The 22019-nt window shown below is 63.7% G+C and carries 20 protein-coding genes, 2 tRNA genes and 1 other RNA gene; 8 read left to right on the forward strand and 15 right to left on the reverse strand.

The window, feature by feature from the left end:
* Positions 1-127 precede the first annotated feature (127 nt).
* From pfkB to BN3789_RS04460, 3 genes are all read left to right on the forward strand, one after another.
* On the forward strand, positions 128-1057 hold the full coding sequence (pfkB, locus tag BN3789_RS04450) for a 1-phosphofructokinase (protein ID WP_066830612.1): 930 nt from the start codon (positions 128-130) through the stop codon (positions 1055-1057).
* A gap of 72 nt (positions 1058-1129) precedes the next feature.
* The gene (locus BN3789_RS04455) at positions 1130-2398 is read left to right on the forward strand and encodes a zinc-binding dehydrogenase (protein ID WP_066830615.1); all 1269 of its coding nucleotides are present in this window, start codon (positions 1130-1132) and stop codon (positions 2396-2398) included.
* A gap of 198 nt (positions 2399-2596) precedes the next feature.
* Complete coding sequence (locus BN3789_RS04460) at positions 2597-3349, forward strand: DeoR/GlpR family DNA-binding transcription regulator (RefSeq protein WP_066830618.1); 753 nt, start codon at positions 2597-2599, stop codon at positions 3347-3349.
* A gap of 196 nt (positions 3350-3545) precedes the next feature.
* Here BN3789_RS04460 and BN3789_RS04465 read toward each other — a convergent pair whose 3' ends face one another.
* Both BN3789_RS04465 and BN3789_RS04470 read right to left on the reverse strand, forming a co-directional pair.
* On the reverse strand, positions 3546-5411 hold the full coding sequence (locus BN3789_RS04465; RefSeq protein WP_187119113.1) for an ABC transporter ATP-binding protein: 1866 nt from the start codon (positions 5409-5411) through the stop codon (positions 3546-3548).
* The gene (locus BN3789_RS04470) at positions 5411-7270 is read right to left on the reverse strand and encodes an ABC transporter ATP-binding protein (RefSeq protein ID WP_066830624.1); all 1860 of its coding nucleotides are present in this window, start codon (positions 7268-7270) and stop codon (positions 5411-5413) included. The genes BN3789_RS04465 and BN3789_RS04470 overlap by 1 nt, the downstream gene beginning before the upstream one ends.
* 333 nt (positions 7271-7603) lie before the next feature.
* On the opposite strand from BN3789_RS04470, the gene BN3789_RS04475 reads away from it, so the two are divergent.
* Together BN3789_RS04475 and BN3789_RS13170 are read left to right on the forward strand one after the other, a co-directional pair.
* Positions 7604-8494 carry an IS110 family RNA-guided transposase gene (locus tag BN3789_RS04475; RefSeq protein WP_079989087.1) on the forward strand — a complete coding sequence of 297 codons (891 nt, stop codon included), beginning with the start codon at positions 7604-7606 and terminating at the stop codon, positions 8492-8494.
* Positions 8479-8703, forward strand: a complete 225-nt coding sequence (locus BN3789_RS13170) for a hypothetical protein (RefSeq protein WP_079989088.1) — start codon at positions 8479-8481, stop codon at positions 8701-8703. Before BN3789_RS04475 ends, BN3789_RS13170 begins: the two co-directional genes overlap by 16 nt.
* A gap of 359 nt (positions 8704-9062) precedes the next feature.
* Here BN3789_RS13170 and ffs read toward each other — a convergent pair.
* Together ffs and tadA are read right to left on the reverse strand one after the other, a co-directional pair.
* An RNA gene (gene ffs / locus BN3789_RS04480) (signal recognition particle sRNA small type) lies at positions 9063-9156 on the reverse strand.
* Between the two features lie 85 nt (positions 9157-9241).
* Complete coding sequence (gene tadA, locus BN3789_RS04485; RefSeq protein ID WP_267872870.1) at positions 9242-9760, reverse strand: tRNA adenosine(34) deaminase TadA; 519 nt, start codon at positions 9758-9760, stop codon at positions 9242-9244.
* 53 nt (positions 9761-9813) lie between these two features.
* Between tadA and BN3789_RS04490 the strand changes: the two genes are divergently transcribed.
* Positions 9814-9903, forward strand: a tRNA-Ser gene (locus BN3789_RS04490).
* 139 nt (positions 9904-10042) lie between these two features.
* The gene (locus BN3789_RS04495; protein ID WP_066830626.1) at positions 10043-10933 is read left to right on the forward strand and encodes a trimeric intracellular cation channel family protein; all 891 of its coding nucleotides are present in this window, start codon (positions 10043-10045) and stop codon (positions 10931-10933) included.
* Positions 10934-11109: 176 nt separating this feature from the next.
* Here BN3789_RS04495 and typA read toward each other — a convergent pair whose 3' ends face one another.
* The 9 genes from typA to BN3789_RS04540 all read right to left on the reverse strand — a co-directional run bounded on the left by typA (position 11110) and on the right by BN3789_RS04540 (position 19703).
* A complete protein-coding gene (gene typA, locus BN3789_RS04500; protein ID WP_066830628.1) occupies positions 11110-12945 on the reverse strand; it encodes a translational GTPase TypA in 1836 nt (611 codons plus the stop codon).
* A gap of 96 nt (positions 12946-13041) precedes the next feature.
* Positions 13042-13494 (reverse strand): hypothetical protein, encoded by a 453-nt coding sequence (locus BN3789_RS04505; protein ID WP_187119114.1) that lies wholly within the window; start codon positions 13492-13494, stop codon positions 13042-13044.
* Between the two features lie 97 nt (positions 13495-13591).
* The gene (locus BN3789_RS04510) at positions 13592-14167 is read right to left on the reverse strand and encodes a J domain-containing protein (protein ID WP_066830640.1); all 576 of its coding nucleotides are present in this window, start codon (positions 14165-14167) and stop codon (positions 13592-13594) included.
* Between the two features lie 57 nt (positions 14168-14224).
* Positions 14225-14300 (reverse strand) — tRNA-Lys (locus BN3789_RS04515).
* Between the two features lie 60 nt (positions 14301-14360).
* Complete coding sequence (locus BN3789_RS04520; RefSeq protein WP_066830643.1) at positions 14361-15641, reverse strand: aminopeptidase; 1281 nt, start codon at positions 15639-15641, stop codon at positions 14361-14363.
* 130 nt (positions 15642-15771) lie between these two features.
* Entirely contained in the window at positions 15772-16368 is a 597-nt protein-coding gene (locus BN3789_RS04525; protein ID WP_066830646.1) for a hypothetical protein, read from the reverse strand.
* Positions 16369-17247 carry a phosphoribosylaminoimidazolesuccinocarboxamide synthase gene (locus BN3789_RS04530; RefSeq protein ID WP_066830649.1) on the reverse strand — a complete coding sequence of 293 codons (879 nt, stop codon included), beginning with the start codon at positions 17245-17247 and terminating at the stop codon, positions 16369-16371. It abuts the gene before it with no gap.
* Positions 17248-17391: 144 nt separating this feature from the next.
* Positions 17392-18975: a sensor histidine kinase gene (locus BN3789_RS04535; RefSeq protein WP_066830652.1), complete on the reverse strand. Its 1584-nt coding sequence runs from the start codon at positions 18973-18975 to the stop codon at positions 17392-17394.
* Positions 18975-19703, reverse strand: coding sequence for a response regulator transcription factor (locus BN3789_RS04540; protein WP_066830656.1), 729 nt, complete (start codon positions 19701-19703; stop codon positions 18975-18977). Before BN3789_RS04540 ends, BN3789_RS04535 begins: the two co-directional genes overlap by 1 nt.
* A gap of 160 nt (positions 19704-19863) precedes the next feature.
* Here BN3789_RS04540 and BN3789_RS04545 point away from each other — a divergent pair, with 160 nt between their 5' ends.
* The gene (locus tag BN3789_RS04545; protein WP_066830658.1) at positions 19864-20430 is read left to right on the forward strand and encodes a GNAT family N-acetyltransferase; all 567 of its coding nucleotides are present in this window, start codon (positions 19864-19866) and stop codon (positions 20428-20430) included.
* 103 nt (positions 20431-20533) lie between these two features.
* On the opposite strand, the gene BN3789_RS04550 is transcribed toward BN3789_RS04545, so the two are convergent.
* Both BN3789_RS04550 and BN3789_RS04555 read right to left on the reverse strand, forming a co-directional pair.
* On the reverse strand, positions 20534-21745 hold the full coding sequence (locus BN3789_RS04550; RefSeq protein WP_066830660.1) for a hypothetical protein: 1212 nt from the start codon (positions 21743-21745) through the stop codon (positions 20534-20536).
* Positions 21742-22008, reverse strand: a complete 267-nt coding sequence (locus BN3789_RS04555; protein WP_066830662.1) for a TIGR03905 family TSCPD domain-containing protein — start codon at positions 22006-22008, stop codon at positions 21742-21744. Before BN3789_RS04555 ends, BN3789_RS04550 begins: the two co-directional genes overlap by 4 nt.
* Positions 22009-22019 lie beyond the last annotated feature (11 nt).

Here is a 22019-nt window from a genome sequence, read left to right on the forward strand (position 1 = left end):
GGTAGTTTTTGTCGGTAAATGGCAGTTCTGGACTTTTGTTTTCACTATTTTTGACTGTTGTATTGACAAAGCATTTCGCTGATTTAGGCTGTACTTAGCTTTCGAACCAACAGAAATGAGGTTTGCGATGATCTACACCGTTACCTTGAACCCCGCCGTCGACAAGACCATCTATGTCGACAACTTCACCTTGGATGCGGTCAATCGCGTCTCCTCCATCCGCCAGGATGCGGGCGGCAAGGGCATCAACGTCTCCAAGACCATCCAGCAACTGGGGGGCACGAGCACGGCTGTTGCGTTTTTGGGCGGTGCATCGGGCTCCTTCATCACCTCCGCTCTCGATGAGATGGGCATCCCCGTGCGCGCGTTCGCAGCCGAGGGCGACACACGTACCAATACTAAGGTTGTCGACCTTGTCTCGCACACCTACACCGACATCAACGAGCCAGGTGCCGCAGTCACCAAGGCCATGCTCGACGATGCACTCGCCATCTTGGCGCTCGAGATCAATCCGGGCGATATCGTCGTGCTTTCCGGCAGCCTGCCCGCCGGCGCTCCGACCAAGACCTACGCCACCTGGACGCGCGCCTGCCGCAAGGCCGGTGCTCGCGTCTTCCTCGACGCCGACGGCGAGGCGCTCGTCGAAGGGCTCGCCGCCAAACCGAGCCTCATCAAGCCGAACGAAGTCGAACTCGGCCGCATGCTCGGACGCGAGCTCGTCGACGATGACAGCATCATCGCCGCAGCTCAAGAGCTTGTCGACGACGGCATCGAGCAGGTCATGGTCTCCATGGGTGGCGCGGGCGCGATCTTTGTGACCGACAAGGGCGCATACCGGCTGCACCAGCCCGCCGTCGAGGTGATCTCCACCGTCGGCGCCGGAGACTCCGTCGTCGCGGCGCTCGCGTACGCCGCCGACCAGAACCTTCCCCTCGAGCAGGCGGCGCGCCTCTCCATGGCCGTGGGCGCCGCGACCGTCATGCAGCCGGGAACCGAGCCTGCCAAGCGGGACGACATCGATCGCTTGCTGGACCAGGTGAAGCTCACGCGCCTGTAGCCCCTACCCCTCATCCACGCCCCATCGGAAATCTCGCGCTGCGATCTGCGGCGCGTCAAGAAAGGAGTAATCATGAAAGCAAAAGCAGTCCGCCTACACGCGGCCAACGACCTTCGCCTGGAGGAGTTCGAGCTGCCCCCCATCAAGGATGACGAGGTGCTCGTGCGCGTCGTGTCCGACAGCATCTGCATGTCCACCTACAAGTGCGCCACGCTGGGCGTCGACCACAAGCGCGTGCACGAGGACGTGGCCGAGCACCCCGCCATCATGGGCCACGAGTTCGCCGGCGATATCGTCGAGGTGGGTGCCAAGTGGGCCGACCGTTTCAAGCCGGGCATGAAGTTCACCATCCAGCCCGCGCTCAACTACAAGGGCACCATGTGGAGCCCGGGCTACTCATACGAGTTCTGCGGCGGCGACGCCACCTACTGCATCCTGCCCGCCGAGGTCATGGAGTGCGACTGCCTGCTGGAGTACACCGGCGAGGCCTACTACCAGGCGTCGCTCGCCGAGCCCATGAGCTGCTCCATCGGCGCGTTCCATGCCGCGTACCACACCCAGATGGGCGTGTACGAGCACGAGATGGGCATCCGCGAGGGCGGCAAGCTGGCCATCGTGGCCGGCGCAGGCCCCATGGGCCTGGGCGCGCTCACCTACGCGCTGCACTGCGACCGTCGCCCGAGCCTCGTCGTGGTGGCCGACATCAACCAAGACCGTCTGGACCGCGCCGCCGAGCTCTTCCCACCTGCGGAGATCAAGGCCGAGACCGGCATCGACCTCATGTTCATCAACAACGGCGCCTGCGATGACCCGGTGGCCACGCTGCGCGAGGCCTCGGGCGGCACGGGCTTCGACGACGTGCTGTGCTACGCGCCGGTCGCTCCGGTCGTCACGCTCTCCTCGGCCATCATGGGCCGCGACGGCTGCCTCAACTTCTTCGCCGGACCTACCGACAAGCAGTTCAGCGCCCCCATCAATTTCTACGAGGTGCATTACGGTTCGCACCACGTCATGGGCACCACCGGCGGCAACACCGCCGACATGGTGGAGTCGCTGGAGCTCACCGCGGCGGGCCGCGTCGATCCGTCCGTCATGGTCACCCACGTGGGCGGTCTGGATGCCGCAGCCGACACCACGCTCAATCTGCCCAAGATCCCGGGCGGCAAGAAGCTCATCTACACGCACATCTCCATGCCGCTGACCGCCCTTGACGACCTGCGCTCCAAGGCCGCAGAGGACGAGCGCTACGCCGGCTTGGCAGACATCGTCGAGGCCAACCGCGGCCTGTGGTGCCCCGCCGCCGAGCGCTACCTGCTCGAGCACTGGGCCGAGACCGAGTAGCACGACGATTTCTCCTCGGATCCCATCTTTCGGCGGCCGTCAGCAGGGGGCGGTCGCCGCTTCTCCCCATGATCAATGCCGCGGGCAGCGCTTTCTGCCCGCGGCATTGATTTCAAACCGGCACGGGATTTATTTCTGCCGTGCTCTGTTATGATGCATCTCACAGCAACATGCTCAACTTCAAACGGAGAGAATCGCATGGAAGAGCGTCGCAATGCCATCGTAGAGCTCGTCGAAGCCATGGGAACGGTGTCGTTTCGACAGTTGAAGGAGAACTTCCCCAACGTTTCGGAGATGACACTCCGCACCGATCTCAAGGCGCTCGACGCCGAGGGGCGCATCGTCCGCATCCACGGCGGCGCGCGCTCCGTTGAGCAGATCATCGGCACCGACGGATTGCTCAGCACGCGAACGGGCAAGAACACCGAAGCCAAGAAGCTCGTTGCCCGCAAGGCCCTCGGACTCGTTCAACCCAACACGAGCATCTTCCTTGATTCGGGCAGCACCACCACAGCATTTGCCGCCGCCCTACCCGACGAAAACGCGTTGATCTTCACCTCGGGACTTACTTGCGCCGCCGAACTTGCGCGCCTTGAACGCCCGCAGGTCTACGTCATCGGAGGCAAGCTCAACCGCTACAGCATGAGCATCACCGGCAGCCAGAGCGTCGACGCCGTCAAGGAATTGGCGTTTGACCAGTATTTCATGGGCGTGACGGGCTATTCGCCAAAAACCGGGTTCTCCTGCGGCTCAAGCAAGGAGGCGAGCCTCAAGCGCGCGTGCATCGAGCAGGCCGATGAGGTGATCGCCCTCATGGACTCCAGCAAGGTCGGCACCCGCAGTACGTTTTCGGTCTGCGGGCTCGAGCGCGTCGATATCATCGTGAGCGACGGCAACCTGCCCGCCGATTTCCTGCAGGCCTGCGCCACCGCAGGCGTCGAGGTTCTGTAGGACATCGGAGATCCGGCAGCCGTCTGGCTACGGTGGGAGTATCGCACCCTGATTAAACCTTTTGCCACGATGCAAAAGCGACAGTAGATGAATTTGGTATCAATCTCCAGTTCCGACACCTCAAACGTTGATACCAAATCCAAACAATTGATATGACGACCCCCTGCACGCGATTCGCCGGAGGACAACGACCACTCTATCCCTCGCTGAACTGGCTGTTATACAGCTCCGCATAAGAGCCGCCAAGCGCCAGAAGCTCGTCATGTGTGCCGCGCTCCAGAATCTGCCCGTCGCGCATGTAGAGAATGCAGTCCGCGTTGCGAATCGTCGAGAGGCGGTGCGCCACCACGAAGCTCGTGCGACCGTCCATCAGCTCGTCAAAGGCGGCTTGGACCTGCAGCTCGGTGCGGGTGTCGATGCTCGAGGTCGCCTCGTCAAGCAGTAGGATGGCAGGGTCGGTCAGCATGACGCGCGCGATGCACAAAAGCTGCTTCTGGCCTGCCGAGAAGGATCCGCCGTCCTCGCCGATCACCGTGTCGTAGCCCTGCGGCAGCTGCGCGATGAACTTGTCGGCATGCGCTCGGCGAGCGGCCGCGATGACCTCCTCGCGCGTAGCATCCGGTTTGCCGTACGCGATGTTGTCGTGAACGGTGCCCTCGAACAGCCATGTATCCTGCAGCACCATGCCAAACGATCTGCGCAGGCTCGCGCGCGTGATGTCGCGCGTCTCGACGCCGTCCAGCTCAATGCGACCGGCGTCCACGTCGTAAAAACGCAACAGCAGGTTGATCAGCGTCGTCTTACCGCAGCCTGTCGGACCGACAAGCGCAAACCGCATACCCGGCTTGGCGTCGATGCAGATGTCCTGAAGAAGCTTGCGGTCCTTCACATAGGAGAAATCAACATGGGACAGGCTCACGCCGCCCTGGGGATGGTCGACGACAGCCGCGTCGGCCGCGTCGGGCTGCTCCTCGACGGCATCGAGCAGGGCAAACAGGCGGCGTGCCGAAGCATAGGCCGTCTGGATCTGCGTGATGACGCTCGTCACCTCGTTGAACGGCTTGGTGTACTGGTTGGCGTACGACAGAAACGTCTGAACCTCGCCCACCGTCAGTGAAGCCGGCACGCCCGTGATGACGCCAGCGCAACCGATAACCGCCACCACCGCATAGATGAGGTTGTTGATGAAGCGGGTCCCCGGATTGGAGAGCGAGCTTAAAAACTGGGCGCGCTCGCCGGCAACATAGAGCTCACCGTTGATGGCGTCAAAACCGTCTTGGGCCTCGTCACCATGCGCGAAGGCATCGACCAGGCGCTGATTGCCCACGTATTCCTCGATGTAGCCACCCAGCTGACCCTGCACGCGCTGCTGGTCGTTGAAGCTCCGGTTGGAAAATTTGGCGATCAGCGAAGCGGCGAGCACCGATGCGGGCGTCACGAGCACGACCACGATCGCCATGGGAACCGAGATCGTCAGCATGAACACGAGCGTGCCCACGATGGTCACCACGCCGGTGAACAGCTGCGTGAAACCTTGCAGCAGGCCATCACCCACCTGGTCGACATCGTTGACCACGCGCGAGATGAGGTCGCCGTGCGGGTGCGCATCGATGAACGAAAGCGGCATGCGACCGAGTTTTTCGCTCGCTTGGATGCGCATGTCGCGCACCGTCTCGTAGCAGAGGCGGTTCACGCAATAGCCCTGCAGCCATTGGAACGCCGCAGCGCCGATGACGACAAGCGCAAGCACCTGCACCAGCGGCAGCAGCGCATCGAAATCGACGCGCCCGGCATCGATGATGAGGTCGATACCGCGTCCGATCAAAATGGGCGTATACAGCTGGAGGACCACGGAGATGGCAGCGGAGACGAAGGAGATGGAGAACGAGACCGCATGCGGCCTGACATATGAGAGGAGCCTGCGCGTCACCTCGCCGGTCGACAGGCGAACGCCGCCGATCTCACCGCGCGGGGCGCCGCCGCCGTCGGCATTCAGATTGTCGTTTCCCGAAACGCTGGCCGTGACCGTGGACACCGATCCGGCAGATGCATACGGATTCATCAGGCCTCACCTCCTGCCAGTTGGGGACGGACGCGCGTCGGGCGGTCGACCGCAGGCGCCGACGTGGGCGCAGCGGAGCCTCCGAGCTCTTCGCGCTTAAGCTGAGACAGGCAGATCTCCTCGTACAGAGGGCAGTTCGCCAGCAGCTCATCATGCGTGCCGAGTCCGGCGACCTGACCGTGCGACATGACGCAGATCACATCGGCGTCGCGCACCGATGAGACGCGCTGGCTCACGATCACCGTCGTGAGCGGCAGGCCGCCCTCGGCGGCGCTGCACTGCCCGCGCTCGTGTATCGCGTGGCGCAGGGCGGCATCGGTCTTGAAGTCGAGCGCCGATGCGGAGTCGTCGAGAATCAAGATGAGCGGGTCGCCCACCAGGGCGCGCGCGATCGTCAGGCGCTGGCGCTGGCCGCCAGAGAAGTTCTTGCCCCCTGCCTCGACAGGTGCGTCCAGCCCTTGGGGAAGCTTGCGCACGAACTCCGCCGCCTGCGCGATCTCCAGCGCGGCCCACAGCTGATCGTCCGTCGCATGCGCATCGCGCCATGTCAGGTTGCTGCGTATGGTGCCCGAGAGCAACGATGCCCGCTGCGGCACGATGCTGACCACATGCCGCAGCTGCTTGAGCGGCCATGCGCGCACGTCGGCGCCCATGACCTCGACGGAACCGGAACGCGTATCGTACAGGCGCAGCATCAGCGACACGAGCGTCGACTTGCCCGAACCGGTACCGCCGATCACACCGAGCGTCTTTCCGAGCCCCAGCTCGAGCGTCGCCTGGTCGATCGTGTTCACCTCGGCATCGCCGAATGCAAAGCAGGCGCCATCCATGCGTATCGCACAGGGAGCCTCGCCCGAAGCAACGGCATCGGAGGACGGCAGGTCAACCGACTCGTTGCCCGCATCGACAATCGACGGCTCGCAGTGCAGCACCTCGTTCACACGAGACGCGCTCGCGCTCGCCTTGGTGAACACCACGACGAGGTTCGCCACGTACACGATCGACAGCAGCGTCTGCGTCATGTAGTTCACGAACGCCATGACCTCGCCCTGCGTGAGTTCGCCCGTATCCACCTGGATGCCGCCCATCCACAAGATGGCGCAGACACCGAGATTCATGACGAGGAACGTCACCGGATTGAGGATCGACGACAGCTTGCCGACCGCGATCGCGACGGCTGCCTGGTCGTAGGCCGCGTCCCTGAAGCGCTCGCGCTCGTGCTCCTCGCGCACGAACGCGCGGATGACGCGGACGCCTGAAAGCCCTTCGCGCGTAATCAACCCGATGCGGTCGAGCTTGGCCTGCATCTGCTTGAAATATGGCACGCACCGGGCCATGACAATCCAGAACACCAGGCCGATCAAAGGCGTCGAGACCAGGAAGATCAAGCCGAGCTTCAAGTCGATCAACAGCGCCGCGACCATGGAGCCGATCGCCAGAAACGGCCAGCGGATGAGCTGGCGGATACCCAGCGCCAAAGCGAGCTGGATCTGGTTGATGTCGTTGGTGATACGCGTGATAAGCGACGGGGTGCCAAATCGGTCGAGCTCCGCGTGCGAGAACTCGTTGATGCGACGGTAAAGGCGCGAACGCACCGCCGTGCCCATGCCTTGCGACGCGAGCGCCGCCATCTTCTGGCATACGAGGGTGAATCCCATGCCTACCACGGCCATCACGAACAACAGCACGCCGTAGCGAACGACGACGCCCGCGTCGTGCGAACCCACGCCCTCGTCGATCATGCGCGCGATCACCAGCGGCGTCAGCAAATCAAAGAAGACCTCGAGCAGCTTGCAGGCGGGACCGATAACGAAATACCGAACATATCCGCCCGAGAAGCGCTTGATTAGCTCCAGCATAGGCATTGTCTCCAAGCGACCGAACAACACGGTTAGGGAAACGCCGATCAATTTCTTTCGCGGCGCCCGCCACGAGGCCGACCGGCGCGAAATGAATTGATCGGCGTTTCCCTCGCATCATCATACGCCAGATGCAGGTCGCTCAGATGTACCTCAAGGAAAGCATGACAGGAGCGTGGCCGAATCTTGACCGATCCGAAAGACGATATGAGAAAGCCATTGAGGGGAAAGCCTCCCCGCGGCATGCCGGGTCGCGGGCTGGGCGGGAACAATGGTGTTGTATCTGTCACCTCGCGGTACCCGCCGTACCGCACGCATGGGAGGAGGCTCCCCATGACCCATGTTACCTCCATCGGGCTCGACGTACACGCGCGCTCCGTGTCGGCATGCGCCTTCGACCCGTTCACCGGCGAGGTGGTGCAGAGGTCCTTCGGGACCGACGCCGGCGAGATCGCCGCCTGGATCAAGGGGTTCGAGGAGCCCAAGGCGGTCTACGAGAGCGGGCCGACCGGCTTCGCCCTCTGCCGCCAGCTCAGGGCGCTGGGCGTCGACTGCGCCGTCGGCGCGGTGTCGAGGATGCAGAAGCCCGCCGCGGAGAAGAGGCGCAAGAACGACAGGCGCGACGCGGCGTTCCTGGCCCGCCTGCTCGCCACGCGCAACGTCGTCGAGGTGTGGGTGCCGCCCGCCGAGGCCGAGGCCGCCCGAGATGTCCGAGCGCTCGGCGCGCAGGGCGTCAAGCGCGCACGGCAGCGGCTCTCCAAGTTCCTGCTGCGGCGCGGCCACGTCTTCGACGAGACCGACGCGCTCGGCCGCAGGCGGGGAGCCTGGACGCGCGCGTTCTGGCGCTGGGCCGAGGGGCTCAGGCCCGACGAGCCCGCCGCGGCGTCCGCCTTCGACCACTACGCCACCTGCGTGCGCTGCGCCGAGTCCGACAAGCGCGCCCTCGAGAAGCTGGTGCTCGCCGAGGCCCGCTCCGAGCGGTGGGCCGGCGTCGTCGGCGCGCTGTCGTGCATCAAGGGCGTCGACGCCGTCACGGCGTTCTGCCTCGCGACCGAGGCCGGGTGCTTCTCCCGGTTCGCCACGGCGGGCGCCTACGCGTCCTGGCTCGGCCTCACGCCGTCCGAGCACTCGAGCGGCGAGAAGGAGGCGACCGGCGGCATCACCAAGACCGGCAACTCGGCCTCCAGGCGGGCGCTCGTCGAGGCGGCATGGCACTACGCCTAGCGCTCGACCTTGCCCACGCCGCCGCTGGACACGACGTTCGCCCGCGCATCAGGGGCAGGGCGGCCGACGCCACGAGGAGGCTGCGCGCCCGCCACGAGGCGCTGCGCGCGGCCGGCAAGCGGCCGTGCGTCGCCAACGTCGCGGTCGCCCGTGAGCTCGCCTGCTGGGTCTGGGAGATCGGCAGGAGCGCCGAGGGGACGCTCGGGTAGCGCCCGGGACCACACGCCTTCCCGCCGGGAGGGCCCGCGCTTCGACGCATCGCCGGGGCCGGCTCACGACTTTTCCGATGGGCAGCCGGACGGCCGCGCCCGAGAAGAAAGACTCCAAGGGTTTTTCGACCGACGGCCCCGGACGGAGAATCGAAATGCGGTGGCGCGCGGCGACATACCGAACCCGCATGCCGCGCCAGGAGCCCGCGGATATTAGCTTGCCAGGCGAGCGACGACTAACGAGCATCCGCGCGGGCCCTCCCGGCTGGAATAAGCGCAGGTCCGGAATGGAATTTCCGGACCTGCCGCATCATGCCTCTTGACAATGGCTTTCTCATATTAAACGAAAGCGCCCGTGCGCTCGATGGGAACGGGTGCCCGGCAGAGGCTCCTTATGGCTGCTTCCTCCCGGACCTGACCAGATTCGGAACATATCGTCACCCGAACCCATCGAACGCGCTAGGCGCTGTTGCACTATAGTACCAGACCCCATGCAATTTTGGGGACAGTCCCTAAAATTGCATGCAGGCCCCTGTGTCTACGCCTCGTCGCTAGAAGGTGCGCTCGCCTTCTCTTTCTCGCGTTCCGCCTTGCGCCTTTGGCGAAGAGCGGCGAAAAACTCGCGGAGCAAACCTGCGCATTCGTCTTCCAGCACGCCTTGCGTCACCTCGAACGCGTGGTTGAGGCGCGGGTCGTCGTTCACCTGGTATAACGTCCCCGTCGCCCCGCCCTTGGGATCCGGGGCGCCGAACACGCAGCGGTCGATGCGCGCGTTGACCATAAGGCCCGCGCACATGAGACAGGGCTCGAGCGTCACGTAGACGGTGCAGCCCGTCAGACGCCAGCGCTTCAGCACCCGGGACGCCTGCAGCATGGCGGCGAATTCGGCGTGAGCTGACGGGTCCTCCGCGGTTTCTCGCAGGTTGTGGGCTCGCGCGATGATCTCGTCTTCATACACCACGACCGCACCGATGGGCACTTCCCCCAAGCGTTCCGCCTTGCGCGCCTCCTCCAGGGCCTCGCGCATGTAGCGCTCGTTTGATTCGATTGTGTTCACGCACGTCCTTCCGCCGATCCGCCTTTTCGTTTGATGCTATCATTACCAATCACGGAGAGATGGCAGAGCGGTTGAATGCGGCGGTCTTGAAAACCGTTGAGCGCGCGAGCGTTCCGAGGGTTCGAATCCCTCTCTCTCCGCCACCTTGCCTTTGCACCACCTCTTGAAACCAAATATGGCTAATCCCCGCCATCGGGGTATTCAGCGGTCATGCACCGGCCCATTTCCATGTAAGATAGCGAAGGTTTTCAAGCCGCTTCTACCCTACAAGAGGATTGCCTCATGTCCGCACTGCTTTCCATCGCAACCCCCGCCCTTCTCGCCGCAAACGCCGGCGGAGGAGCTGCCAGCCAGATGGTTCCCGTCCCGATCGGATTCGAGATGCTCGCCGTCGTCACCGCTTCGGCCACCGGAGCGCTTGCTGCGCGCGAGCAGAAACTCGATCTCATTGGAGCCATATGCCTTGCGGTCGTCTGCAGTCTGGGCGGCGGCCTGTTGCGCGACATGATCCTTCAGGTCGGAAGCGTTTACTTCCTCGACCAGCCGCTCGCGCTGCCCGCATCCGTCATCACGGCGGCCATCACCTTCGTCATCCCCTCGCTTTTGGAGAAGCAGGACCGCCTTATCGCGATCCTCGATATCTTCTCCGTGGGGCTCTTTGCCGCCACGGGCGCCGATAAGGCGTACGTCTACGGATTCGAGCCGCTTATCTGCGTGACCATGGGGTTTTTCACCGCGGTCGGCGGAGGCATGATTCGCGATGTATGCCTGGGACGCACGCCCGCTATCTTTCAACCGAGCAATTTCTACGCTGTCGCCGCCATCGGCGGCGCCGTCGCCTACGTGGTTCTTGCGGATATGGACATCTCCAACATCATCGCGTTGATCGTCTGCGTCGCGACAACCATGCTCTTGCGCTTTATCTCGCTCGCCTACGACATCAAGAGCCCGGCCGACATGGACATCGCCGAGGCGATCCATCGGTCACGACGCCGCACGCGCACCACGACGCGCCCCGAAACCACCAACCGCTCCATCGAGGAGCTCGAGGGTCGACGCGAGCGCGTTCAAGCCGATATCGCACGTCGCCGCCATCGCGAAAGCAAGAAAGCAGCCCTCGATCGGCTCAAGCGGCATCGCCAGCAGCGCGAGCATCGGCGTCTCGATCTCTAAACTGACCGTATTGACCGTTTTTTCTGGCACAATGTCGATTTCCCAAAATACAAACAATAGATTGTATTGTCTGTAATAGATAAAACAGTATTCCCTGAAAAAAAGCGCCCTATCCCCACGGTGGGGATAGGGCGCTTTTCAATAACAAATACGCGTTCTACCGGGTAAAACGCTTCTTACTTGCCGCTCATGGCGCGCGCGGCAGCCTTCTTGCGGTCGGTCGCGTTCAGCAGGCGCTTGCGCAGGCGGATGTTCTTGGGCGTGATCTCAACCAGCTCGTCATCGGCGATGTACTCCAGCGCCTCCTCAAGCGAGAAGGTGCGCGGCGGAACGAGCTGAACCGCGATGTCCGCCGTGGAAGAGCGCTGGTTGCCCAGGTTCTTGGTGCGCGCGATGTTGACGACCATGTCACCGGGCTTGGAACGCTCGCCCACGATCATGCCCTCATAGCACTCGGTACCGGGCTCGACGAACAGCTGGCCACGCTCCTGCAGCGTGCCGAGCGCGTAGGCCACCGCCTTCTCGGTCGTCATGGAGATCATGGCGCCGTTGTTGCGGTTGCCGATCTCACCGGCATAGGGACCATACTCAAGGAAGGTGTGGTAGAACACGCCCTCGCCGTGGCTCACGTTCATGATGCGGTTCTTCAGGCCCATGATGCCGCGCGTGGGAATGCGGAACTCGATATGCGTCACGGTGCTGCCCGTCTGCATGTTGGTCATGGTGCCACCGGCATTGCCGAACACCTCGATGACCTTGCCCGCGTACTCGTCGGGGCACTCGACAACGGCCTGCTCGATCGGCTCCATGCGGTTGCCGCCCTCATCCTTCTTGATCAGGACGCGCGGACGGCCGACCTGGAACTCAAAGCCCTCGCGACGCATGGTCTCCATGAGCACAGACAGATGCAGGATGCCGCGACCGGAAACCTCCACGCCGCTCTTGTCGGGCAGCTCCTCGATACGCATGGTCACGTTGTTCTCGCGCTCGTTGAACAGGCGCTCCTTGAGCTGACGGGCACCGACGATATCGCCGTCGCGACCCACGAGCGGGGAGGTCGACGCCTCGAACACGATGGACAGCGTGGGCGGATCGATCTCGATCGGGTCGAGCTCCACGGGGTTCGCGGGGTCGGTGTACACGTCGCCGATGTCGGTGGAGTCAACGCCGACCACGGCCGCGATGTCGCCCGCGCCGACCTCGGTGCACTCGGTGCGACCGAGGTAGTCGAACGTGAACAGCTGCTTCACGGTCGCCATGGCGCGCTCGCCGTCGTTTTTGACCACGAGGATCTGATCGCCGGCATGAATGGTGCCGGAGTACACGCGACCGATACCGATGCGACCCACGTAGCTGGAGTGGTCGACCGTCACGCACTGCATGGCCAGAGGGCCGTCGACGTCGACGTCGGGCGCCGGCATGTCGTCCAGGATCATGTCGAGCAGCGGGTACATGTCCATGTTGCCGTCTTCGGGATCAAGGCGGGCGAAGCCGTTCATAGCGCTCGCATACACCACGTGCTCCATGGCGAACTCGAGCTGCTCGTCGGAAGCGCCCAGATCCGCCATGAGGTCGAGGCAGTCGTTGTACGCCTTCTCGGGGTTGGCGCCGTCGCGGTCGATCTTGTTGATGACGATCATCACGCGCAGGCCGCAGTCGATGGCGTGGCGCAGGACAAAACGGGTCTGGGGCATGGGGCCCTCGAAGGCGTCGACCAGAAGCAGGGCGCCGTCGGCCATGCGCAGCACGCGCTCGACCTCGCCGCCGAAGTCGGCGTGACCGGGCGTATCGATGACGTTGATCTTCACGCCCTTGTACTCGATGGAGATGTTCTTGGCAAGAATGGTGATGCCACGCTCGCGCTCCTGGTCGTTGGAGTCGAGCACGCGATCCTCGACCTGCTGGTTGGCACGGAACGCATCCGTGGCGCGCAGCAGCTTGTCGACCAATGTCGTCTTGCCGTGGTCGACGTGTGCGATGATGGCGATATCCCTCAGGTTATCAACGCGCATATGTCCCTCTTCCTCACTGCAGCACGCATGCCCAATCGGTGGGCGTGCGATATTCTCGGTAATCGGTTTGAAAAAACGTATATATAGTAGCGGACCTTAGAAGAGCGCGGGCTCTTCACCTGCAGGTTCAGGGTCGCTCCACATAAAGTTGTCTTTGGCGCCAACGCCGTCGTAGAGCACGTAGGCCGAAAAACCCGTCGCAAGCCCCCGCTCGTAGAAGCTCACGAGCACCGCGTTCTCATAGGCCCCGTCGATCTCGACGCATCCGGTGCACGCGATCGCATAGCGCTCGAGCTTGCCCACGCCGTCGCTGGACACGCCGTGCGCCGCATGCTCGGTCACAAACGCCTGCGCGGCGCTCAGGCAGGCCTCCTCACCGTCATCGGTGAAGACGACCTCGTATCGGTTGCACGCCTTGTCCTCAACGCACACGACGACTCCCGGATCATCGCCCTCGGCAAGCGCGTCGAGAAACATGCCGATCACATCGCAGGTCATCTCGTCGAGCTCGGGTGAGACGGTGCTGGTCGTCTGGTTGTTCTGGGGCATCGCACGCATCCTCTCGCGCAGGCAATCGTATGGTCTAACCGTTTATTCTACCGCGTATCCCGGTCATGCTGCACAGGGCGGCAATCAAACCCGCAGGTTACAGATTCGCCGCATCTTCAGCGATCTTGCGAGCGGCGTCACGCGTCTGGAGCAGCTCGCGCGAACGCTTCTGCAGCGCATCGACCTGGCTGGACAGTATGACGGCATCGATGACGCCCCACACGGCAACCATCGAGGCGATGGAGCCGATCGTCGCCCCGAAGCCGCCGGCAAAACGCATCCGCAGGCAGACGAACGCGACCACCGCGGCAACGCCGGCCATGACGAGCATCGAGCGGCGCCGCTCGCGCATGGTACGCAGCTGCGCCACCACCGAGAGCCGCGCGGTCTCCGCGGCGTTCGCGCGGGCTGTTGCCTCGAACGCGATCGATGCGGGAGATGAGGCCTGAGCGGCAGACGGGCGGCGCGCCGAGGACCGCGCGCCCTTGAGCAGCACGTCGCGTGCCTCGTTGATGGCGCGCATCTGCTGCTCAGCGCGTTCGCGAAGACGCTTGTTGTCGCCGTACTTGTCCGGATGGAGCATCTGTGCGAGCTCGCGATAGGCGGCCGCGATCTCCTCGCGGCCGGCACCCGTCGACAACCCGAGCACGCTCAGTGCCTCGTCGCGCGTCATGCGTCCTCCTCGAATACCTATGAAAAGACCCCGTCGCCGGGGTCTTTTACATACATATGGTGGGCCGTTAGGGGTTCGAACCCTAGACCTTGGGATTAAAAGTCCCCTGCTCTGCCAGCTGAGCTAACGGCCCGCGAATGGCATTGTACCACGTCGGCCGCACATTGCCGCCCACGTTGGCACGCGAGGCAAACTACTCCCAGCTCCACTGGCCGTTCACGAACACGGGAATCTCCGTGCCGTCGGCGCAGATGCCCATGATATCGAGGTCGTCGGTGCCGATCATGAAGTCCACGTGGGTGCTCGACGTGTTGACCCCGCGCTCGCGCAGCTGATCGGTCGTCATGCCGTACCCGCCCTCGTAGCACTCGGCAAACCCGATACCGAGCGCCAGATGGCAGCTCGCGTTCTCGTCGTACAGCGTGTCGAAGAACAGCATCTCGCTCTCGCGGATGGGCGTGTTCTTGGAGATGAGCGCGACCTCGCCAAGACGACGAGCGCCCTCGTCGGTTGCAAGGATGCTCGTGAGCGCGTCCTTGCCGATCACCGCGTCGTAGTCGACCACGCGGCCGCCCTCGAAGCGCAGCCAGAAGCGATCGATCTTGTTGCCGTGGTGGATGAGCGGGAGCGCGGAGTACACGATTCCTTCCGCCTTCTCGCAGTCCGGCGAGGTGAACACCTCCTCGGTCGGGATGTTCGGGAAGAACGGGTGGCCGTCCGGCGTCTCGCCGCAGCCTCCCGCCCACAGATGGCGGTCGGTCAGGCCGACCGTCAGGTCCGTGCCGTTATCCGCTGTGTAGTGCAGGGCGACAAAGCGCTTCTCGTTCAGGAAGCGCAGGTTCTTCTCGAACGTCGCGTTGTGCAGCTCCCAATCGCTTTCGGGATCCGCGCCGTCAGCACGCGCGACGGACAGGATCGCGCACCACAGGCGATAGATGGCGACGTCGTCCGGCACGCCGGGAAACACATGCTTCGCCCATGCCGCGACGGGAGCGCCCGCAATACACCAGGGGTTGATGTTGAAATCGAGGCCGCGGCGGAAAGAGCGGCACTGGGTGTTGCGGGCCTTGGAGGCTGCGGCGGGCTTTGCGGGATCGATGCCCTTGAGCGCCTCGGGGTCGGCGCCCTCGACAAAGATGAAGCAGGCTCCCGCCTCCGCGAGCGAATCGAGCTGGATGCGCTGCCACTCGGGCGTCTGCTCGAAATACGCGGTCTCGACGTTCTCATAGGTCATGCGCGTCACCGCGTCGTCGTTCCAGATGACCGTCACGTGGCCGGCTCCAGCCGCGTAGCCGTGCTTGACAAGCAGGCGCACGAACTCGCAGGTCTCCACCGGCGCCTGGACCACCATCTCCTGACCGGGCTTCACGTTCACGCCCGTGCGCACAATCAGGTTCGCGTAGCGATCGATCTGCGGCGCGAGCGCCTTGATGCCGGCACGGGCCTCTTCGGCGGTCAGCTCGGCTCTATCCATGGTTCCTCCTATCAATCACGCGCACGCGCGGGCCCAAAAAAGGGGCACGTCGCGCTCAGGCGACGCACCCCATATTCCATCCATGTTGCCGACAGGATGCCGGCCCTTGTGCACGTCGCCTCCGGCGCAGCTACTTCTTTTTCTTGGCCTCGCGCTTGGCGCGATCGGCGGCAGTGGCCTCTTCGATCAGCGCGATCTGTTTGGCCTCGGACATGCCCTCGGCACGACGGCGGGCGTCGTTGCGCAGCGGGCGGATGCGCACGATATCGTAGATGAACGCCGCGATGATGCAGACGTACGCGATGACCAGGCCCACGATCTGGACGGGCTGGGCGATATCGGCAGCACCGGTATCGATGCCCAGCAGCACGAGCCACACGGCCAGCGTGGCAACCAGACCCACGGCAAGCAACACCCAGAACACCCTGCGCCGGCTCTTGTAGTCGGGCTCGCCTTTGAGAAGCTCGTTCGAGACCGCGTAGATGCGATCCTCCTGAAGGCGCTGCTCGCGCCTGCGGGCGCGCTTCTCCTCGCGGGAGAGGCCCGCCAGGGACTCGCCGCGCTCGGCCTGCTTGCGCTTCTCCTTGGCGGAAGCCGGGACGACGCGCACAGACGAAGCGGCCGCGCGCGCCGGCTTGGCGGAACCTGCCGACTTGCGCGTGAATCCGGTCATGTCGCCGGACTGCTGCGCCTGGCTACGCTTGTTCATGGGGTTGCGGGTACTCACTTACTTGTTCTCCTTCATGGACCTGAACGCGGTGCCCGTGATGATCTCATAGGCCTCGCGGTATTTGGCCGAGGTCTCCTCGATGACGTTGGCGGGCAGCTGCGGCGCGTCACCGGTCATGTCCCAGTTGGCGAGCAGCCAGTTGCGCAGGTACTGCTTGTCGTAGCTGGACTGGACCTTGCCCTCTTCGTACTCGGCGGCCGGCCAGAAGCGGCTGGAGTCCGGAGTCAGGCACTCGTCGATCAGCGCCACCTTGCCATCGATCAGGCCGAACTCGAACTTCGTGTCGGCGATGATGATGCCGCGCGTCGCCGCGTAATCGGCGGCTGCGGAGTAGATCTTGATGGACAGGTCGCGAAGCTGGCTGGCGATGTCCTCGCCCACGATGTCGCAGCAGCGCTCGTAGGAGATGTTCTCGTCATGGTCGCCGATATCGGCCTTGGTGGAAGGCGTGAACAGCGGCTCGGGGAGCTTGGAGGCCTCGGTCAGGCCGGCGGGCAGCTTGATACCGCACACGGTGCCGTCCTGGTCATAGGTCTTCTTGCCGCTGCCGGTCAGATAGCCGCGGACGATGCACTCGATCTTGATGGGCTCTGCCTTCTTGACGAGCATGGCGCGGCCGGCCAGGTAGTCGCTGTAGTCGGCGAACTCCGCCGGGAAGTCCTTCACGTCGATCGAGACCACGTGGTTGGGGACGATGTCGGCGAACTTATCGAACCAGAACGCGGAGATGCGGTTCAGCACCTCGCCCTTATACGGAATCTCGTTCGGCAGAATATAGTCGAACGCCGAGATGCGGTCGGATGCAACCATGAGCAGGTTGTCGCCGGCATCGTAGATATCGCGAACCTTGCCCTGGGAATCCGGACGACGCTCCATCGAAGTCACGCTGGTCAACTCCTTAACCTAGATATACGTTCTCCCACACCGGAGGTGCCGATGTGCAACTGGCCTGCTCGGAGCGGCAGAAACTCGCCCGCACGGGGCGGGCGCGAGTATCTCCTTGACCGGCAGGAGCACAGTCTAGTGTTTCATTGTACTTGAAGGCGCTTCGGGTGCATGCTCACGCGGAAGATGAATCGTAAAAGTCGTACCCTTTCCAAGTTCCGACTCCACGGAGATGAACCCGTGATGGCGCTCGACGATCTGCTTGGTCACCGCAAGGCCGACACCCAGTCCGCCCGCCTCGCGCGCACGGCTCGCATCGGCGCGCCAGAACCTTCCGAAGATGCGCGACAGATCCTCCTTGGCGATGCCGATACCCGTGTCGGCAACCGAGATGAGCACGTCCTTTCGGTCGAGCATGACCGACGCGACCACCCAGCCGCCCTCCGGCGTGTAGCGCATGGCGTTGGAGAGCAGGTTGATGATGGCCTGCGTGATCATGTCGGGATCGATCTCGATGGTGGCGCCGCGGCCACCCGTCTCATCGGCAAAGCGAAGGCGCAGGTCGCGCTGGACGAACAGCTGCTCTTGGGAATTCACGATGTTGCGCGCGAGCGCGACGACGTCCACCGGCTCGAGGTTGAGCGGGGCCGTGCGGTTTTCCATACGGGAGAGGTCGAGCATCTGCTGCACGAGGCGCGCCAGGCGGCGCGTCTCCGATGCGACGGTCTCAAGATGCTCGGAATCGGTGGGATAGACGCCGTCTTGCATGGCCTCGACGGTGGCGAGCATGGCCATCAGCGGCGTGCGCAGCTCATGAGCCACGTCCGACGTCAGACGGCGCTCGTGCTTCAGGTCCTTCTCGAGCGAGGTGGCCATCTCGTCGAACGTCTCGCCCAGCTGGTCGATCTCGTCGTCTCCGCGCATGGCCGTGCGCGCGGACAGGTCGCCGTCGCGGATCTGCTTGGCCGTGCCCGTGATGCGACGAATGGGCTTCACGAGGCTGCGCGACACCAGAAGACCGACGAGCAGCGCGATCACCACGGCCACGAACGCGGCGATGACCATGGCGTTGAACGTGCGATCGCGAAACGCCGCATCGGCCTTGGTGAGCAGCACGTCGCTGCCCATGACCCACAGGCGCACCGAGCCGACGTTCTCGCCGTCGCTCGTGACGATCTGCTCGGTCACCGCTCCCTCGGCATCGGTCGGCGCCGTGGATACCAGGCTGTGCGCCTGCGCGGGCCAGCTCTCGTCATCGCTCTCCTCGCCGGAGGACCCTTCTTCCCTGAGGCGCTTGAGCTCGGCGGCGACCGGGGCGGCTGGCCACGTGTCATCGTACAAGATGGTGCCGTCGGCATACATCACCTGCAGGCCGATGTCATCCGATGTCATGGTGGAGTCGCTCAGCGAAGCCAGGTCGGAGAGGCTCCACGAGCCCTTGGTCTCATAGATGCTCGCAAGCTTCTGACTCGTGAGCTGCGCGATCTCGGTCACGTTGGCGCGCGTGTACTCGGAAAACACGCCGCCCCACACCACCGAGACCACGCAGACCAGGATCAACACAGTCATGAGCGAGGTCAATGCGAACGAGAGCGCCATGCGCGTGCCGTAGCTCATATGCGTGCGGGAATCGGAACGAGGCGTGTTCCAGCTCGCGCGGGAACTCGCCTCGGTGTCCTGTTTGTTCTTTTGTTCGGTAACCAAGCGTGCCGGAAGCATTACTTGCTGGCGTCCTCATCTTTCTTGGGTTGCTGCGGGGCCTCAAAACGATAGCCGACACCGTGCACGGTGAACAGCCACTTGGGTTTCTTGGGATCGTCGCCCAGCTTGGCGCGCAGGTTCTTCACATGGCTGTCGATCGTGCGCTCGTAGCCCTCGAAGTCGTAGCCCAGAACCTTCTCGACCAGCTCCATGCGGTTGTACACGCGGCCCGGATGGCGGGCGAGCGTAGTGAGCAGCTTGAACTCGGAAGCCGTGAGGTCGACCTCGCGGCCCTCAACCAAAATCTTATGGCCGGAGATGTCGATGACCAGATCGCCGAAGTCGAGCACCTCGACCTGGGGCTCATCGGCCAGATGCGTGCGGCGGAACAGCGCGCGCACGCGGGCCACGAGCTCGCGCGGCGAGAACGGCTTGATGAGGTAGTCGTCGGCGCCGAGCTCCAGGCCGATGATGCGGTCCTCGACCTCGCCCTTCGCGGTCAGCATGATGATGGGCACGTCGGAGGTGTCGCGGATGGCACGGCACACGCGCTCGCCGGAGAGCTTGGGGAGCATGAGGTCGAGCACGATCAGATCGAACTGATGCTTCTCGAACTCCTCGACGGCAGACTGGCCGTCACCCACGCCGACAACCCAATACCCCTCGCGCTCGAGATAAGCGGCCACAGCATCACGAATTGCCTTCTCGTCTTCGACTAGCAGAATCTTTCTTGCATCCGAAGCCATTTCAGGCCCCTTTCTTCTCGCGTCCGGGACGTATTCGTTCATTCTAACGCACATTGTGCTCATTGCTGATTATGTGCACGCCAACATGCCCGTCAAATGACGAGCGCCGGCGGTTGCAGTACATTATTCCCACTGAGCCGTATTTCTACCAGGAGACATCATGGCCTACCAAATTCGCACCGCAACCCCAGCGGACGCCGAGCGCCTGCTCTCGATCTACGCACCGTTTGTGACCGATACCGTCGTGTCCTTTGAGTTCGAAGTTCCGAGCCTCGATGAGTTCCGACGCCGCATCGAGGCAACCGGCAAAGACTTCGCCTACCTCGTCGCCGAGGACGCCGAATCCGGCGACATCGCGGGATACGCCTACTACTCTACGTTGAGGAGCCGCCCGGCATATCAGTGGGCAGCCGAGACATCCATCTACCTCAATCCGGCCCATCAGGGCCGCGGGCTGGGGTCCACCCTGCTCCACAAGCTCGAGGAGCTCATGGCCGCGCAGGGCATAGCGCTCGCCGTCGCCTGCATCACATCCGAAAACACGGTGTCGATCGCGTTTCACGAACGCCTGGACTACCGCATCTGCGGCACATTCGACAACTGCGCGTTCAAGCTCGGGCGCTGGCTTTCGGTCACGTGGATGGAAAAGCAGCTTCTCCCCTGCGACGCGGCGCCCCAGCCACGAGGCCCGCTCTCACCGAAAACCATCGCCTCGATCCTCGCATAGCGTCCGGTCACCCGGATGGGTCCTTTGGGGACAGGTGCGTTTTTGTCGACGGCATGCCGTCGACAAAAACGCACCTGTCCCCAAAGGACCCATCCGGGCCGCGCTACAGCTGGAATACGCGGGCCACGACGCTTTCGGGAATGCCCTGCGTATCCTTCGTGGTGGCATAGGTCACAAACAGGTCGCACGTCCCCTCGCTCGCAGGATAGTCCCCGTAGTCGAGCGAACGGTCCGGACAGGCCAAGACCGCGTAGGTCTGCGCGTCCGTGTCGATCATGCAGTGCGACGCGCGCGTCTTGATGAGATAGCGCGTGCCCTTGCCCGCCGGACATGCGGCCGGCTCGCGCGCGACATAGACGTAAGGGCCTCCCTCACGGCCGATGAACGTGCCCATGTTGCCGAGGATGCCGCTGCCCGAATAGCTCGCCTCGATGGCGAAGGCGAACGAATTCCCCATGTAGACCGCCTCGAAGGGGCGGACGCCCGCCGGCAGGACCAGCTGATCGATCTGACGGAAATTGGAATCGCTCAGGTCGACTGCCGTCATGCCGTAGTACGTTCCCTCGTCGGCGCGCACGCGCGGCGAGATCGTGAGCACGTTGTCGCAGACGCGCGGATGCGTGGCGAAGCGGCCGGGGGACTCCCAGACCTCCTCGCTATCGGAATCGCCAACCGACCAACGGTAGCAGTGGCTCGCCTCAGTGGTCTTCGAACCGTTGGTGCTGGGCATCTTCTGCCAATAGACCGTCGAGCCCACCGCCGTGAACATGGAGGGTTCCCAATCGGAATCGCCCTGGTCGAGCTGCTCGGGATCTCCGGTCAGCTGCCCGTCGGCAAATCCCGCCGCCAGCAGCACCCAGGTCAACGACGAGTAGTCGACCTCGAGCCATGCGAACACGCCCGATCCGCAGCGAACGTCGTGGAAGTTGTAGCGGCGGCCGCGCGTGGCGGAGCTCACCAGCGTGACCAGGTTTCCCGATGTCAGCGACAGCACGCCGACGGTGTTGGGAGAGGCTGCCGACTCAGGTGCCATCATCGCCGCCGACCAGACGCCGTCGCTATGGAACAGCAGCGTTCCGAGCGGCAGCTGCCACGTGGCGATGTTGTTGAACTCGCCCGAGATGTCCGAGTATTCGTCGAGCGCGTCGATGACCTGCGACTCGTCGTCGACGATCTGGGGCTCGCCGCTCTCGTCGGTATTGTCGTTACCCGAGCAGCCGCCCATGGACACGGCTGCGGCGGTGGCCGCAGTAGCAGCGGCGCCGCCTATGAGAAAGCGGCGCCTCGTGATTCCGTTCTTGCCGAACAGCTTCATGCACGAGCCTTTTCGGCCGCCTCCGTCAGGGCATGCGTGAGCTGGTCGGCACACGACGTGGGGCGAGGGCCGCACGTGTTGCCCTTCAGGATGTCGACGATCCTTGCGACCGGCTGGCCTGCCACCAGCTTGGAGATCGCCTTGAGGTTGCCGTTGCAGCCGCCCTCGAACGACACGTGGTCGATGGTCGAACCGTCGTCGGTCAGGCTGACATGGATGGCACGGGAGCAGACGCCGTGCGGAGTGTAATCGTAGTTGATCATAGGTTATATCC

This window comes from Collinsella ihumii (assembly GCF_900046475.1).
In the GTDB taxonomy this organism is placed as follows: domain Bacteria; phylum Actinomycetota; class Coriobacteriia; order Coriobacteriales; family Coriobacteriaceae; genus Collinsella; species Collinsella ihumii.

Coding starts and splice junctions, on each gene's coding strand:
- BN3789_RS04475 (WP_079989087.1), top strand. CDS start 7,604: ATGACCCATGTTACCTCCATCGGGCTCGACGTACACGCGCGCTCCGTG.
- BN3789_RS04505 (WP_187119114.1), bottom strand. CDS start 13,494: ATGCCCCAGAACAACCAGACGACCAGCACCGTCTCACCCGAGCTCGAC.
- BN3789_RS04550 (WP_066830660.1), bottom strand. CDS start 21,745: ATGAAGCTGTTCGGCAAGAACGGAATCACGAGGCGCCGCTTTCTCATA.
- BN3789_RS04535 (WP_066830652.1), bottom strand. CDS start 18,975: ATGCTTCCGGCACGCTTGGTTACCGAACAAAAGAACAAACAGGACACC.
- BN3789_RS04540 (WP_066830656.1), bottom strand. CDS start 19,703: ATGGCTTCGGATGCAAGAAAGATTCTGCTAGTCGAAGACGAGAAGGCA.
- pfkB (WP_066830612.1), top strand. CDS start 128: ATGATCTACACCGTTACCTTGAACCCCGCCGTCGACAAGACCATCTAT.
- BN3789_RS04555 (WP_066830662.1), bottom strand. CDS start 22,008: ATGATCAACTACGATTACACTCCGCACGGCGTCTGCTCCCGTGCCATC.
- BN3789_RS04520 (WP_066830643.1), bottom strand. CDS start 15,641: ATGGATAGAGCCGAGCTGACCGCCGAAGAGGCCCGTGCCGGCATCAAG.
- BN3789_RS13170 (WP_079989088.1), top strand. CDS start 8,479: ATGGCACTACGCCTAGCGCTCGACCTTGCCCACGCCGCCGCTGGACAC.
- typA (WP_066830628.1), bottom strand. CDS start 12,945: ATGCGCGTTGATAACCTGAGGGATATCGCCATCATCGCACACGTCGAC.
- BN3789_RS04530 (WP_066830649.1), bottom strand. CDS start 17,247: ATGGAGCGTCGTCCGGATTCCCAGGGCAAGGTTCGCGATATCTACGAT.
- BN3789_RS04465 (WP_187119113.1), bottom strand. CDS start 5,411: ATGAATCCGTATGCATCTGCCGGATCGGTGTCCACGGTCACGGCCAGC.
- BN3789_RS04510 (WP_066830640.1), bottom strand. CDS start 14,167: ATGACGCGCGACGAGGCACTGAGCGTGCTCGGGTTGTCGACGGGTGCC.
- BN3789_RS04460 (WP_066830618.1), top strand. CDS start 2,597: ATGGAAGAGCGTCGCAATGCCATCGTAGAGCTCGTCGAAGCCATGGGA.
- BN3789_RS04455 (WP_066830615.1), top strand. CDS start 1,130: ATGAAAGCAAAAGCAGTCCGCCTACACGCGGCCAACGACCTTCGCCTG.
- BN3789_RS04545 (WP_066830658.1), top strand. CDS start 19,864: ATGGCCTACCAAATTCGCACCGCAACCCCAGCGGACGCCGAGCGCCTG.
- BN3789_RS04495 (WP_066830626.1), top strand. CDS start 10,043: ATGTCCGCACTGCTTTCCATCGCAACCCCCGCCCTTCTCGCCGCAAAC.
- BN3789_RS04470 (WP_066830624.1), bottom strand. CDS start 7,270: ATGCTGGAGCTAATCAAGCGCTTCTCGGGCGGATATGTTCGGTATTTC.